The organism is Spongiibacter sp. IMCC21906 (genome assembly GCF_001010805.1).
GTDB lineage: Bacteria > Pseudomonadota > Gammaproteobacteria > Pseudomonadales > Spongiibacteraceae > Spongiibacter.
On record NZ_CP011477.1, the window covers coordinates 3159524 to 3173236 of the forward strand.

Annotated in this window: 12 protein-coding genes; 9 read left to right on the plus strand and 3 right to left on the minus strand. The window is 56.4% G+C overall.

The genetic code is table 11. The features are described 5' to 3' along the window. The first annotated feature begins 2 nt into the window (after positions 1–2). The 5 genes from IMCC21906_RS14595 (at position 3) to IMCC21906_RS14615 (ending at position 6689) form a co-directional block, all read left to right on the plus strand. Entirely contained in the window at positions 3–392 is a 390-nt protein-coding gene (locus IMCC21906_RS14595) for a GtrA family protein (RefSeq protein ID WP_047012789.1), read from the plus strand. Then, positions 376–1404 carry a glycosyltransferase family 2 protein gene (locus IMCC21906_RS14600; RefSeq protein WP_047012790.1) on the plus strand — a complete coding sequence of 343 codons (1029 nt, stop codon included), beginning with the start codon at positions 376–378 and terminating at the stop codon, positions 1402–1404. The genes IMCC21906_RS14595 and IMCC21906_RS14600 overlap by 17 nt, the downstream gene beginning before the upstream one ends. Next, positions 1388–2860, plus strand: coding sequence for a glycosyltransferase family 39 protein (locus IMCC21906_RS14605; RefSeq protein ID WP_047012791.1), 1473 nt, complete (start codon positions 1388–1390; stop codon positions 2858–2860). The genes IMCC21906_RS14600 and IMCC21906_RS14605 overlap by 17 nt, the downstream gene beginning before the upstream one ends. 183 nt (positions 2861–3043) lie before the next feature. After that, the gene (locus tag IMCC21906_RS14610) at positions 3044–3868 is read left to right on the plus strand and encodes a helix-turn-helix domain-containing protein (RefSeq protein WP_052763557.1); all 825 of its coding nucleotides are present in this window, start codon (positions 3044–3046) and stop codon (positions 3866–3868) included. Positions 3869–4208: 340 nt separating this feature from the next. Further along, positions 4209–6689, plus strand: coding sequence for a heavy metal translocating P-type ATPase (locus IMCC21906_RS14615; protein ID WP_047012792.1), 2481 nt, complete (start codon positions 4209–4211; stop codon positions 6687–6689). 247 nt (positions 6690–6936) lie between these two features. Here the strand turns inward: IMCC21906_RS14615 and IMCC21906_RS14620 are convergent, their stop codons facing one another. From IMCC21906_RS14620 to IMCC21906_RS14630, 3 genes are all read right to left on the minus strand, one after another. Continuing rightward, a complete protein-coding gene (locus IMCC21906_RS14620) occupies positions 6937–8370 on the minus strand; it encodes an alkaline phosphatase D family protein (RefSeq protein WP_047012793.1) in 1434 nt (477 codons plus the stop codon). A gap of 31 nt (positions 8371–8401) precedes the next feature. After that, on the minus strand, positions 8402–8845 hold the full coding sequence (locus tag IMCC21906_RS14625; protein WP_039882014.1) for a hypothetical protein: 444 nt from the start codon (positions 8843–8845) through the stop codon (positions 8402–8404). Between the two features lie 181 nt (positions 8846–9026). Beyond that, positions 9027–9296 (minus strand): zf-TFIIB domain-containing protein, encoded by a 270-nt coding sequence (locus IMCC21906_RS14630; RefSeq protein ID WP_172515652.1) that lies wholly within the window; start codon positions 9294–9296, stop codon positions 9027–9029. Positions 9297–9749: 453 nt separating this feature from the next. Between IMCC21906_RS14630 and IMCC21906_RS14635 the strand changes: the two genes are divergently transcribed. The 4 genes from IMCC21906_RS14635 (at position 9750) to IMCC21906_RS14650 (ending at position 13702) form a co-directional block, all read left to right on the plus strand. Beyond that, positions 9750–10658, plus strand: a complete 909-nt coding sequence (locus IMCC21906_RS14635) for a cation diffusion facilitator family transporter (RefSeq protein WP_047012794.1) — start codon at positions 9750–9752, stop codon at positions 10656–10658. A 366-nt stretch (positions 10659–11024) separates the two neighbouring features. Continuing rightward, complete coding sequence (locus IMCC21906_RS16440) at positions 11025–11375, plus strand: hypothetical protein (RefSeq protein WP_052763558.1); 351 nt, start codon at positions 11025–11027, stop codon at positions 11373–11375. A 63-nt stretch (positions 11376–11438) separates the two neighbouring features. Further along, positions 11439–12731 carry a TolC family protein gene (locus IMCC21906_RS14645; protein WP_047012795.1) on the plus strand — a complete coding sequence of 431 codons (1293 nt, stop codon included), beginning with the start codon at positions 11439–11441 and terminating at the stop codon, positions 12729–12731. Positions 12732–12748: 17 nt separating this feature from the next. Continuing rightward, entirely contained in the window at positions 12749–13702 is a 954-nt protein-coding gene (locus IMCC21906_RS14650) for an efflux RND transporter periplasmic adaptor subunit (protein WP_047012796.1), read from the plus strand. Positions 13703–13713 lie beyond the last annotated feature (11 nt).

Consider the following 13713-nt stretch of genomic DNA (forward strand, 5'->3'; position numbering starts at 1 on the left):
CGATGTCCGATGGTATTCGTGTTCAATTCGCGGCTTTTCTCGCCGCGGGAGGCCAGGCTACCGCCATTCACTGGGCGCTCATGGCATCTCTGATCGCCGTGACAGTTCAACCGGTCACGGCCACAGCTGCCGGAAGTGTGGCTGGCGCTGTCGCCAACTACGGCCTGCAGCGGCGACTCGCTTTTCGCAACGCGCGTGGCCACGGTCGAACACTTTGGCGATACCTGGGCTCCTGCGTGTTCGCATGGTTCGCCAACTTCGCCCTCTTTACGTTGCTGAACCACGGTATGAATCTACCCGTTATCGCGGCACAGGCAACTACCACGGCGCTGGTGGCAGTACTGAATTTTGTAATTTATAGGAGTTTGATATTCCATGAGCCTACAATCTGATCCACAGCAAGCAACACGCCGTGAACTGCTATTATCGATAGTCGTTCCGGTCTTTAACGAACGCACGATGTTGCCCGTTTTTCTTGAAAACCTACTGCCAATTCTCCAATCGCTAGCCCTGAAATCGGAGGTTGTTTTCGTCGATGACGGCAGTCAAGACGGCAGTGCTGAATATCTGAGACAGATGATATCCAAAATGCCGGGCATCAAATTGCTAAAGCTGAGCCGTAACTTTGGCAAGGAGGCGGCGGTAACCGCTGGCCTGGAGCACTGTGGCGGAGACGCCGTCATCGTGATGGACGCGGATCTACAGGATCCACCGAAATATATTCCGGCCATGGTCGATGCATGGCAATCCGGTTCCGAGGTGGTACTGATGCAGCGGCGTTGCCGTAACGGCGATTCCCGGCTCAAGCGCTTGAGCGCCCACCTGTTCTATCGGCTGCTCAATGTCTCAAGCCGTACCGAAATTCCTGTGGATACCGGTGATTTCAGGCTGATGAGCCGAAAAGCAATTGACGCTTTACTCAGCCTCAATGAGCGCAATCGATATATGAAAGGGCTATATGCATGGATTGGCATGCCTACCCACACCCTACAGTATGAGCGGGAGCCTCGCGTAGCTGGCGAGACCAAGTGGAGCTATCCGGCGCTTGTCGGACTCGCCTTTGAGGGGTTGACGTCGTTTTCAGTATCGCCATTGCGATGGGCGATCGGCTTGGGAATTTTATCCGCCACTTCAGGGCTCGCCTGGGGGCTTTGGATTTTTATTAAAGCGCTATTGGTTGGAGATCCAACCAGCGGCTATCCATCCCTGGTGTCCATCATCACTTTACTGGGCGGAGTTCAGTTGTTCAGCATCGGCATAGTCGGTGAATACATCGGCAAGATTTACCTGGAGACCAAGCAGAGACCCATCTATATCGCCGAGGAAATTATCGAAAACCAGCAAGCAAAATACTGCATCCGATCAGTCCAGCAGGAGCCGTTTAACAATGTTGCCGAAATATAACTATTGGCTGCTGGCTCTGGCAGCGATTCTTTTAAGTCGTTTTGTCGGTATGGCGATATTTCCTTTCTCCGATACCACGGAGCCGAGATATGCGGAAATTGCACGATTGATGGTAGAAACGGGGGACTGGATCACCCCCTGGTTCGAACCGGGCGTACCATTCTGGGGAAAACCTCCCCTGTCATTCTGGTCACAGGCTGCGGCAATCAAATTATTTGGACTGTCAGAGTTCGCCCTGCGCTTGCCGTCGTGGCTAGCCACTATCGGCATGGTCTATCTCACATGGCGGCTCGCCTTGCAGCTTTGGGGCAGTCACGTAGCCCGCTGGTCGGCACTGATCTTTTCCAGTATGGCCCTGACCTATGTAAGCGCCGGCGCTGTGATGACGGATGCCTTCTTGGCGCTTGGGACAACACTCTCGCTCGTGAGTTTCTGCCTGGCGACGCAGGAACAGGGCTTTGCCTGGCGCTGGTTATTTTTTTTGGGCCTGACCATCGGACTGTTGTCCAAAGGACCACTGGCAGCCGTGCTGGTGGGAATTCCGATTGTGTTGTGGTTATTGTTTCGAGGCGGGAAACTCAGCGATTTGAAAGCGCTGCCGTGGCTGCGGGGAGGCTTGATAACCGCCGTTCTGGTACTGCCCTGGTATGTTTTGGCGGAACTCCAGACCCCGGGATTTCTGGATTATTTCCTCGTCGGCGAGCACTTCCGCCGGTTTGTCGTGCCCGGCTGGGCGGGGGATCTCTATGGCCGTGCGCATCAATATCCGCGGGGCACCATCTGGGTTTTCTGGCTCATGGCCAGCTTCCCGTGGGGGATACTGGCCCTGTTTATGCTCATTGCTGCCACGGTGAGAAGGCGATTGGCGGCAAAACGCATTTTGAATGACCGGATGACGCTGCTGTTACTGCTTTATGCCCTGGGGCCGCTGCTACTTTTTACTCTCGCGGGCAATATTCTGTGGACGTATGCGCTGCCTTCGTTACCCTTTGCGGCGATACTGATCGCAAGACCGGTTTCGGCGCTGAGTGCGCAGTCGTGGCCCGGGCGCCTGCGCGCACCTGCTGCCGCTATCACCCCGCTGCTGTTGACTAGTGTCGTTATCACTGTCGGCAACAGCTTAACCCTCGTCAAGTCGGAGAAGAGCCTGGCCAACTACTACAGTCGCCAGAGCAGGCCCGCCGACAGCCCCTTACTATATTTGGATAAATTGCCATTCTCCGCGCGCTTTTACTCTCAGGGGCGGGCTCGAGCGGTAACAGCGGAACAGTTTGAAAACATGCGCGAGCGGCGGGAGTATCGGCGGTATTTTGCAGTGATCCCTGCGCGCTGGCCAAATGAGCGCATAACCGCATTGTTTGGCGACGCCAGTACCGAATTCACAGACCGCCGACATCGGCTATTGTCAATCCAAGAGCGGGCCGTGGATCTTGTGCCTTCGGCCAAAGGCCGATAATTGACCGGGATTAATTTCCACACTGCCATGGCCGCGCGCCACGCAGCCGGGATGTTACTGGAGACGATAATCCAGCTCCTTGACCTCATGGAAAGTTACGGACACCGCCGATGCATTGCAACTATTATCCAAAACCGCGCCTAACTAACCGAAAACTGACACATGGAGTACTAAGTAACTATCATGAAGAGCAGACCACCAAAGCAAATCTCTCCATTTATTCGCAGATTAGCATTCCATGGTGTGCTAGGAGCTATCCTCGGCGTTTTACTGTTACATCCGCTGGTCACTGCAGTTTTCTTTCTGGAATTCAAGAGTCAGTTCGATATTCCGTCAGAAAGTATCTGGGATTTTGCCATAACTAGATTACAAACAAATGCTTGGTTTGAACTGGTCCCCATGAGTGCCATTTTTGCGTTGATTGGTGCCTCATTCGCCATCGTGGTCAGCATCTACTCTCGCGCACTCGAAACACAGCATAGGCGTGCTTTGTGGTTGGAAAAAGAACTGGATATGAATCTCTTGTATCTCGTGGATGCAGGTGAGAGCGAGCGTCTTGAATTCAAATCCTCGCTTCGGTGGGACCAGCGTAAGCATGAATCCAACAAGTCTCTGGAAATGGTGGTCGCCAAATCCATAGTGGGATTAATGAACCATCGCGGGGGCAGCCTAATAATCGGAATAGACGATGACGGTCAAATTATCGGGATCGAGGCGGACTGCCAAACCTTGAGGCACAAGAATACGGACGGTTTTGAGCGAGCAATCATGGACCTGGTACGCACAACGCTTGGTGCGCACGCCTGCACGCTCGTTCACTGTCAGTTTCCGTTGATAGACGACCGCCAAGTTTGCCGCATCGTAGTTGAAAAAGCGTATGCTCCGATCTACCTCCAAGATGGAAAAGTAGCACGGTATTTCGTTCGTACAGGAAACTCGACTAGGGAACTGGATGCCCGTGAGGCCCAAGAACACATCACACAGGGATATCATGTAGAAAATCAGTAGAGGAGGCAATAACGCGTCAGCTCGCATTGCGCTTGCAATAAGCCCCATGTACTCCATGTCGATTGGTGTCGCGTATTGTCAACCTGACGCACACACCGGGCAGAAGCGACAAGCAGTGAATTCGGTGCAGAATATATCATCTACGCCTACTTGAACGGATAAAGACAAAAACACTGGAGAAAGAAGTTGGCTTGGAAATTTCAGTTGCAGCTTGCGAGCAAAACAATCGCCAGCGCGGCAGCAGCGTTGTGTGCCTGCGGCTTTGGGTTAGTCTCGCAGCATATTCCAGGTACCGATCCCAGTCGCGTTTTGGTTTCAACAAAAGATAGGATGTGCAACCATGGAAAAAACACTTCGCCTTGACCTCCCGCTCCTCCTTCCCGACACGCCGGATGCGCATGGGGCTTGTGCACAGCGGCTAGCCGAGAGCCTGGAAACTCGTGAAGGTGTCTCTATCGCCCACCTTCGCAGTACAGAAAGCGGTGGGGGCATGGAGCTATGTATTCATTACGACCCCGCATTGCTTTCGCTCGAACGAGTCCGCGAAGTCGCCAAGGCGTTCGGGGCAGAGATTACCTCTCAGTTCGGGCACCTCGTGTGGCAGGTTGAAGGTATTCCGGATCAACGTCGGGCAAGAGCGGTCAGCGCGCAGCTGCGCAGTCTCCCAGGGGTTGTAGAGGCCGAGGCCAATGCCAAGGGGCCGCTGCGGATTGAATTTGATCGAAGGCAAACGGATGAAAACACTCTGCGTAATGCCCTTCAGAACATGAGACTGTCGCTGGTACAAGACGAATCCGGCCCCCATGAGCCGACTGGCGAAGCACACGATCATGAGCATGGCGGCATATTTGGTGCGCAAACGGAACTTTTTTTTGTGGCCTTGTGCGGTGCGCTTTTGCTGATTGGCTGGCTTTTGCCGAAGTTCGTGGCGACGCCGCCATGGGCGCCCCTGTTCGTCCTCGTGCCCGCCTATTTTTTTGGCGGCTACTACGCCCTGCGCGAAGCTATTGACAGTGTGCGTAATGGCCGGTTCGAGATTGATTTTCTGATGCTGGTGGCGGCGGCGGGCGCGGCAGCTCTTGGCGAATGGGCCGAAGGTGCATTGCTGCTGTTCCTTTTCAGTCTTGGTCATGCGCTGGAAGGCTATGCCATGGGTCGCGCCAAGCGGGCCATCGAAGCGCTTGGTGCCCTGGCGCCCAAAACCGCCACCGTACGCCGCGACGGCAAGGTCGAAGAGATCGCCGTCGATGCCTTGCGGGTCGGTGACATTGTGCTGGTGAAGCCGAATGAGCGTCTGGCCGCGGACGGGTTCGTCATCAAGGGTGAAAGCAGCGTCAATCAAGCACCGATCACAGGCGAGAGCGTGCCGGTGGACAAATCACCCGTCGGGGATGCGACCGTTGCCGCGGAAAAACCCGACCTCGTGGATGCCGAAAACCGTGTCTTTGCCGGTACGATCAACGGCGGCGGTGCCTTAGAAATTCAAGTCACGCGCACGTCGGCGGATTCGACCCTCGCCCGTGTCGTCAAGATGGTGAACGAGGCCGAAACCAACCAATCGCCCACCCAGCGCCTGACCGACCGGTTCGAACGCATCTTTGTACCGGCGGTTCTGGTTCTTGCCGTTGCGCTTTTGTTTGCGGGCTTCGTCGTCGACGAACCTTTCAGCGACACCTTCTATCGCGCCATGGCTGTACTGGTAGCGGCAAGCCCCTGTGCGCTTGCGATCGCGACGCCAAGCGCGGTTCTCAGCGGGGTCGCACGCGCCGCCCGTGGCGGTGTTCTGATCAAAGGCGGTGCCCCGCTTGAAAATCTGGGGCGGCTGACGGCCATCGCCTTCGACAAGACCGGCACACTGACAGAAGGCAAGCCGAAGCTCGTCGATGTGGTGACGGCCGATGACGTAGCGGAAGAGGAGCTTCTGCGGGTGGCGGTTGGGGTCGAGATGTTGAGCGACCATCCCCTCGCCGCTTCCGTTGTCAGGGGTGGACGCGAACGCCTGGGCGATACGCCTGCCGCCGAGTCATTGAACCTGCGCAGCATTACGGGCCGCGGGGTCGTGGCAGACGTCGAGGGCGAGACAACCTACATCGGTAAGGATGACCTGTTCGCGGAGATTGGCGGCCCTGCCATTCCTCCTTCTCTGAAGACCCAAATAGAAGCATTGGAAGCGAACGGCCGCACCACGATGGTTGTTCGCCAAGGCGACCGATATCTTGGCGTGATTGGGCTGATGGATACGCCGCGCGAAGCGGCACCGGCGGTGATAGAGACGCTGCGCACGATCGGCATTCGCCGGATGATCATGATCTCTGGCGACAATCAGCAGGTCGCGGACGCTGTCGCGCGGGCTGTCGGCCTTGACGAGGCACGCGGTGATCTGATGCCCAATGATAAGATGGAGACGATCAAAAAACTGCGCGCAGAGGCTAAAGTAGCGATGGTTGGCGACGGCGTCAACGACGCTCCCGCGATGGCGAACGCCACAGTCGGCATTGCCATGGGCGCGGCGGGCTCGGATGTCGCGCTGGAAACCGCCGATGTGGCTCTGATGGCGGATAACCTGAACCATTTGCCCTTCGCCGTGGCGTTGAGCCGGTCGACGAGCTCAATCATTCGACAGAACCTGTGGTTCAGCCTGGGCGTTGTTGCCTTGCTGGTTCCCGCGACGATTCTCGGTCTTGGGATTGGACCTGCGGTGGCGGTTCACGAAGGGTCGACTATTGTCGTCGTGTTCAACGCACTGCGCTTGCTCGCATGTCGTTTTGCTCCACCTGTTACACCCGTGGGTAGGGTATCCAATGCGGAAATGTCGGTGTAATCAACCAGACAACAGGAAGCCGTTGCAGGAAGCTCCCAATGAAGTGGATCGAACAAACTCTCGGACCACTCTTCCTGGATGGGGATACAAGGCGTGTTCATTTGTTCGAGCTTCTGCTTGACGTGAACGACGGATTGAAAAAGGCAGGTAATAACACACAATTTACAGGTCATTGGTGCTGGATCATCGGCTGCGCAAACTCCGACGACCGCGCTAGCGGCCTTACATACATGTGTGAAGATTATTATCACAGAATAAGGGGCGGTGTTATCCCGCTCTCTTCCAGAGCCCAACGGGCGCGCCATATATCTGAACTCCGCTCAAGCACCAGATAGTTGCGTTCCGCAATATAGCGCGACTTCTGACCGGGGATACATGGGATTCGGATCGGACACGCCTTGAGCGGCGATTCACCAAATTGTGCAAGGGCCCCCAGAATTCGTGCCCACACCCTTGGCGGGGCGCGATGCGCAATGCCCGAGGCAACCAGCTGGTGTAACCAGCGACCGGCGCCGAGCTTCATCGTGGCACGCGTCGCCAGGTGGATTTCCCCCGAAAGCACCGTGACATCATGGCCGTTGGCAAGCGCCATGTCCCGGATCACCCGAAGCATATCGCACCATTCGTCACGGTGAGCGCGGCTTTGCCACTGATCGCGCAGATCGTCCTCGTATTTCTGCATTTTGGGGATGGCGACCATCAGAGCCTCAAACACCGACAGGCGTGGACCCAGCAACGGCACGCTGGACATCAGGAACGTGTGACCCTGCACCGGGGTCGAGGCCTCAGCTCGAATCATCTTCCAGCCGCCGTCCCCCATTACCTCGTGGCGCGTACGCTCCGACCTCATATCAGGTGCAAGGAGGCGCAGACCGGCTGTGCGAACACTCCAGCCCAGATGCAGCCCGGCAGGATCGTGGAACCGTTCAGGCAGATCACCATCTACTGCGGCATGCTGAAAGGTCAAAAAACTCTCGCGGGCAACATCAAACAGGATTTGGCCGACCGGTGTGTCGGTCTTCGACCCCGGTAGCGATCCCCAGCCATCGCAAATATCGTGGTCGTCCCACTGCATGAGAGACGGCACGCGCGCGGCGATCCAGACAAATTCCGGCGCACGATAAAGCGCCACGTAGCGCTCCAGGAAGCGTTCGCGCAAATAATGGCGCAAATCGGCAAGATCGGCGCGCGAAGGATCCTTGGGGATATGTTCGGGCCAGTCCTCGCTCAGGGGGTGACCCTCGGTGACTTGGTCAGCATAGACCTGATCGCCACCGTGCAGCAGCAGGGAAAACGGCGCGTTCCGGTGATCTTCTGTCAGGCGTGCCCACATCGCATTGCGCTCGGACCCTTCGCGCTCCAGATCGCCGATTTGCTCGCCGTTGCAGGACACATAGGCGATCCGTATATCGCCTCGAAAATCACTTGCCAAGGAGTAACTTTGGCCGTTCCAGGCATAACAGGACGAGCGGTTTGCGGGCAGGTCGAAGCGTGCTCGCCAAACGGTCATATGATCGTATTCCGCGAGGATTTCCGCTGTATGTACGCCGTGGACCGTTTCGATTGGCTCCGGGCACTCGCCATTGTCCGCAATGAAAAGGACAGAGAGCCGTAACACATATTTCTCGACATGGTCGAGAAAGAGAAGCGGTCCGGTCATGACCGGAGGTTCGGATGTCATGCGCAAGGTGGTTCCGATCAGTCTTCGGGCACTACTGTCGCCGTTGTCCTCGTCGCAGGACAGCGGGTATTGCAATCAGCGCGATCAGCCCTGCAACCCAAACCAGCAGAACGACCGTCTTGACAAGAAAATGAATCGATCCACCCGCCCAGCCGAGCAGCCCCTCAATATTGGCCGCATCACGTAAAGCCGTGGCTTCCTCCCCAAGGCCAAACCACTTCGCAAGCCCCGCTCCGGTATCGGCCAGTGGCCCGGCTGCACCGGAGATCCAGGAGAGGACCGGATCGACCAGCCACCAAGCGCCGAGCGAAAGCGCAGACCATATGACCAGCCCGGCCACGATGACCGAGGTCGGAATATTCAGCACCGGCAGGGCTCTGCGTTCGCGATAGCCGGAATGGTCATCGCCCTCATAATACCCACCCATGTCGCGATACCGTCTGTGTTTGGGTCGCCGGAAAAGATGATGTCCCATGATTTGCTTCCTCTAAGGGTGACGTTCACCTCCGCCAACACAACGTATCGCATCCTTGACCACCAGATGACCGCGGTGCGCGTCAAGGCCCCAGGTCAAAGTCCAGACGTAAGGATCCTGCGCCGCGGTGACACCAGGCAGGCCCATGTCCACCCGAGTTGCGCCGCCTGAACAAACCTGTCTAATCAAAAATTTCCGACAACCAGGACTTGCGGCGATACCCATGTTTGCCATGGCCTCCATGCTTGCCGTAACCGCCGTGCTTGTCATAGCCTCGGGGTTCTGGCTCGCGACGTGGTGGCGGCGCCAGTTCTACGGCACTACGCTCGATGATCTTGTCCAGCTCCCCCCGGTCCAGCCACACGCCCCGGCATTTGGGGCAATAATCAATTTCCACACCTTGTCGATCGGCCATCGTCAGATCAACACTCTCGCATACTGGACATTTCATGAGCTTCTCCTTTAGGTCAATCATCAGGGAAATCATAGTAGCACCATACTCACACCCCTTCACACTTGGGGCAACTAATCAAAATATTCTCCAGCATGTTATCGGCACCAACCATGATTAATTGGTGTGCCCAGAAGCCCCCTGCCCCCATTGAGCAGGTGATCTATTATCTGTTGTGAATCAAGGGGCAGTCTAGGTATCCTGTATTTTCGATCAATACCGATAATTCGACGCGGATTATTCCCACACGGATGAGGTCGCGCCCCATGCAGCCACGCTGTTGCCGGAAACCACGATCCAGCTCTTTGACTTCATGTAAAATTGTGCACCTGCCATTAATTTAAGTCTGGTGTTGCACCACAAATAGAATTCCGAGGGCGAGAGACCAAGCATAGAGTAAGCTGAATACAGCAGATACACCTTTATACATAGACACCAAACGAGGTCGATCCAATGAGTCATGATCATGTGCATATGCGCCCAGAGACCAAGGATAAACGCGTTGCTATAGCCATCTGGGCGAACGGCTTTCTTACCCTCGCCCAGATCGGGGGAGGTATCTTCGCCGGCAGTCTCGCCCTTATCGCGGACGCCTTGCATAACTTCTCTGACATGGCATCACTCGTCATCGCGTTCGCCGCGCAAAAAATTGCGCGCCGCCCCGCTGATGCAAAGATGACCTTTGGCTACGGACGAATTGAAATCGTTGCAGCCCTCATCAACTACACTACCTTGATCATTATCGGGATCTACCTGATCTACGAAGGTGGTATACGAATCATCGATCCTCCTCAAGTCAAGGGCTGGTGGGTCGTCTGGCTTGGTGGTATCGCCCTGGTCGTAGATGCATTGACGGCGTTGCTCACGTATTCGATGCAGAAAGGCAGTGTCAATATCCGTGCACTGTTTCTTCACAATCTGTCGGATGCACTCGCGTCGGTCGCCGTGGTCATTGGCGGGGCCCTTATTTTACTCTACGACATGCGCTGGGTTGATCCTGCCATCACCATCGGCATTGCCCTCTATATTCTCTACCTGGGTCTGACAGAAATCGGCGGCACCATCAGAACCCTCATGCTGGGCAGCCCGGTGGATATCGATACCGATGCTGTCATTGTTGCCCTGGCCAATGTCGAAGGCGTTATCGATCTTCACCACGTACATTTTTGGCAGATGGGCGAACACGAGGCATCGCTGGAGGCCCATGTAATTATCGAGGTAAGTGCATGGGATCAGCTTGAGAGTATCAAGTACAGGATAAAACAGGCTCTGGAGCAGGAATTCAATATCAGTCATTCGACACTGGAATTCGAACACCCGGACCACATGCACAAGAATGCCCACACCTATGGGCATGGTTGACAGAAAAATCTCTATAAGCACCGGTAAGAACGGAGACTATTTCAACAGGCCGCCAAGGCGCATAATCAGGTTCGGAGCACACTGCCGAACAGTGACGACAACAGGTGCTTTCGCCCGTCAACGGGAAGTGTTGCTCTGACCGGCCTTGGGCTTTCTCCTGTACACCAACCCTTCCAGTCCCTGGTTGAGTTATTCGGAATGGTCGCGTACTCGCGCTGTCCGCCGCCTCTGATCAGGAGTGCCAACTGACCGCAGCCCGGTTCCATCTGTCGAAATACGATGCATGACCTTGGTTAGCTTCTTCCTGGTGGTTGCAATGTACTTGCCCTCCGACTAAACTCGCGATCGAACTTTGGGATGATCTGTATGGTTAAACGCTGTTTCATAGTGGTATTCACGCTCATGATTGCTTTGCAGTCAGTGCTGGCTATTGCCGATATGAAGCAGTTTTTCCAGCCGGGGGCGTGGCATCAAAATACTGGGCACCTCGCCGACTTTCCGGATATTGAAGACGACAACTCAACAAGCAGCCAATCTCCTGAGGCACCGGACATTCCCATCGAACAGTGTGAGCTGTGCCATGGACACTGCCATGTGTTGTCGATGAGTTACCTGCCAGGCACTTTGAGCTTTCTGCCTGGCAAAAGCCTGACGAACTATCAGGCCAATATTTCCTCTGTCGCTCCCTCCTCTCCTTTTCGCCCTCCTATCGTCTGATCCTGCGAACCCCTTCTCCCCTTCGGGGATAGCTGTCATTTAGATTTTCGTAGGAGCAGTCTCATGCTTTTTGTAACGCCCATAAAAAGTGAGCGGTGCGCTGTGCTGCGCCACTTTTTTATCCATGTGTTTTGCCTTCTTGCACTGGCATTGAGTGCATCCCTTGCCTACGCCGGGAATAAGCCGCTAACCCTGTCCGAGGCTCTCTCGCGGGCCATGGCGCAGAACCCCACCCTGCAGGTTTTCGATTTTCGCCTTCAGGGCCTTGAAGGCCGTCGTTTCTCGGCGGATCAAAATCCCGCCCTGGAAGCCGGCCTGGAGGTGGAAAACGTCCTCGGCAACGGCAACCGCCAGGGGAGCGACGCGGCAGAGTACACACTGTCCTTGTCATCGGTTCTCGAACTTGGCGGCAAGCGTCAGGCCCGCGTCAGCGTCGTCGACTCACGATACGGTCTGGTCGAGGCCGAGCGCCGGGCCGAAACCCTGGATGTGCTGGGACAGGTGGCCCAGCGCTTTGTCGCCACCCTGGCGCTGCAAGAAAAACTCGAACTGGCCGCTGAAGCTGTGGCGCTGGCCGAGGCCACCCACGAGATCGTCACCCGTCGCGTCGACAGGGGCGCGTCGCCCCAGGCCGAAGTCATGCGGGCCAAGGCTGCGCTCACCCGGAGTCGTATCGAGCAGTCCCGCGCGCTAAGCGAATACGAGAGCCGGAAGATAGCCCTGGCTTCGCTCTGGGGTGATACCCGCTTGGACTTCCAGAGTCTGGAGGGCGACCTGTTCCAGTTCGGTTCCTCCGACAGTTTCGAGATCCTGTACCAGCGCGTCAGTGAGAGCCCTGCCATTCAAATCTATGCCAGCGAGCGGCGCGTTCGTGAGGCTGAAGTCCAATTGTCGCGGAGTCAGTCCGAGAGCGACATCCGTTGGCAGGTCGGCATCCGGCGTTTCGAGGAGACGGATGATACCGCCTTGACCGCTGGGCTATCGGTACCGCTCTTTTCCGGACGGCGCAATCGCGGCGAAGTGCAAGCCGCCCTGGCGGCGCGGGATGAAGTCCAGTACCGCAGGGAGGACACCCTGCTTCGCCTCCACTCGCGCCTGTTCGAGGCTTACCGACAGCGGCAGCAAAACATCGAGGCTGTAGAGCAAATCCGCGGCCAAATGCTTCCCGATCTGAGCGATGCACTCAGCCAGACCCGCGAGGCCTACCAGAAAGGTCGCTACAGCTATGTGGAGTGGACCGCCGCGCAGCGGGAATTGCTCTCCGCCCGGCAAGCGCTGGTCGATGCCGCCACTATGGCGCTGCTCAACCAGGCGCTGATCGAACAACTGACGGCTCAGCCTCTGGCCGGCCGCTGAACTACAGGATTACTACCATGAAAGTCGTTAATTATTTACTCATATTCGCCAGTGTATATGTGCTGACGATCGGACCAACTCATGCCGCGGAAGATGATCACAGCGATGATTCGCATGCGCATGATCACGTCAACGAAGCGCGCGAGGATCACGAGGAGTCGGAGAGCACTCACGCGGAAATCTCTGCCGGGATGGCGGAGCAAGCCGGTATCCGAAGCAAGGCCTCAGGCGCCGGCATCCTGGAGCGCACCATCAGCAGTTATGGCCGCCTTGTTCCCAATCCCGACGGAATTGCCCTGATCAGGGCGCGCTTCCCAGGTCAGGTTACGAAAATCAATGCCAGTCTCGGTGACTCGGTCAAGGCTGGCGACCCACTGGCCAGCATCGAATCCAATGACAGTCTCCAACCCTACACCTTGCGTGCGCCTTTTGCCGGTACCGTTATCCAGCGCAATATCAACGTCGGCGAGCTGGCCGGGGAACAAGCACTGTTCACCATCGCCAAGCTCGACCCGCTATGGGTGGAATTGAAAATCTTTCCAGGGCAGCGCCGCGAAATCGCGCCCGGACAGCTGGTTCGAATTGACACCGGAGATGCCCAACCTGAGTCCAGGATCAGTCATATCGTGCCCCAGAACGACAACTCGCCCTACGTCATTGCCCGGGCAGAAATTGCCAACACAGAGGAACTGCTTTCACCGGGTCGGCTGGTTTCGGCACGCATCCTGGTGGAGCGTATCGAAGCGCCGCTGGTGGTAGAAAATCGGGCCCTGCAGTCACTTGATGAATCCCGAGTCGTGTTTGTGCAGGAGGGCAATAGCTTTGAGCCCCGGCCTGTCGAGTTGGGCCGCACGGATGGCCAGTTCACCGAAATACTTTCCGGCCTGAAACCCGGCGAACGCTACGTGGTGGAGAACAGCTATCTCATCAAGGCTGATATCGAAAAATCCAGCGTGTCAGACGACGATTAACAGGAGGCCAC

Coding starts and splice junctions, on each gene's coding strand:
- IMCC21906_RS14650 (WP_047012796.1), top strand. CDS start 12,749: ATGAAAGTCGTTAATTATTTACTCATATTCGCCAGTGTATATGTGCTG.
- IMCC21906_RS14610 (WP_052763557.1), top strand. CDS start 3,044: ATGAAGAGCAGACCACCAAAGCAAATCTCTCCATTTATTCGCAGATTA.
- IMCC21906_RS14605 (WP_047012791.1), top strand. CDS start 1,388: ATGTTGCCGAAATATAACTATTGGCTGCTGGCTCTGGCAGCGATTCTT.
- IMCC21906_RS16440 (WP_052763558.1), top strand. CDS start 11,025: ATGGTTAAACGCTGTTTCATAGTGGTATTCACGCTCATGATTGCTTTG.
- IMCC21906_RS14645 (WP_047012795.1), top strand. CDS start 11,439: ATGCTTTTTGTAACGCCCATAAAAAGTGAGCGGTGCGCTGTGCTGCGC.
- IMCC21906_RS14600 (WP_047012790.1), top strand. CDS start 376: ATGAGCCTACAATCTGATCCACAGCAAGCAACACGCCGTGAACTGCTA.
- IMCC21906_RS14625 (WP_039882014.1), bottom strand. CDS start 8,845: ATGGGACATCATCTTTTCCGGCGACCCAAACACAGACGGTATCGCGAC.
- IMCC21906_RS14635 (WP_047012794.1), top strand. CDS start 9,750: ATGAGTCATGATCATGTGCATATGCGCCCAGAGACCAAGGATAAACGC.
- IMCC21906_RS14620 (WP_047012793.1), bottom strand. CDS start 8,370: ATGACATCCGAACCTCCGGTCATGACCGGACCGCTTCTCTTTCTCGAC.
- IMCC21906_RS14630 (WP_172515652.1), bottom strand. CDS start 9,296: ATGAAATGTCCAGTATGCGAGAGTGTTGATCTGACGATGGCCGATCGA.
- IMCC21906_RS14595 (WP_047012789.1), top strand. CDS start 3: ATGTCCGATGGTATTCGTGTTCAATTCGCGGCTTTTCTCGCCGCGGGA.
- IMCC21906_RS14615 (WP_047012792.1), top strand. CDS start 4,209: ATGGAAAAAACACTTCGCCTTGACCTCCCGCTCCTCCTTCCCGACACG.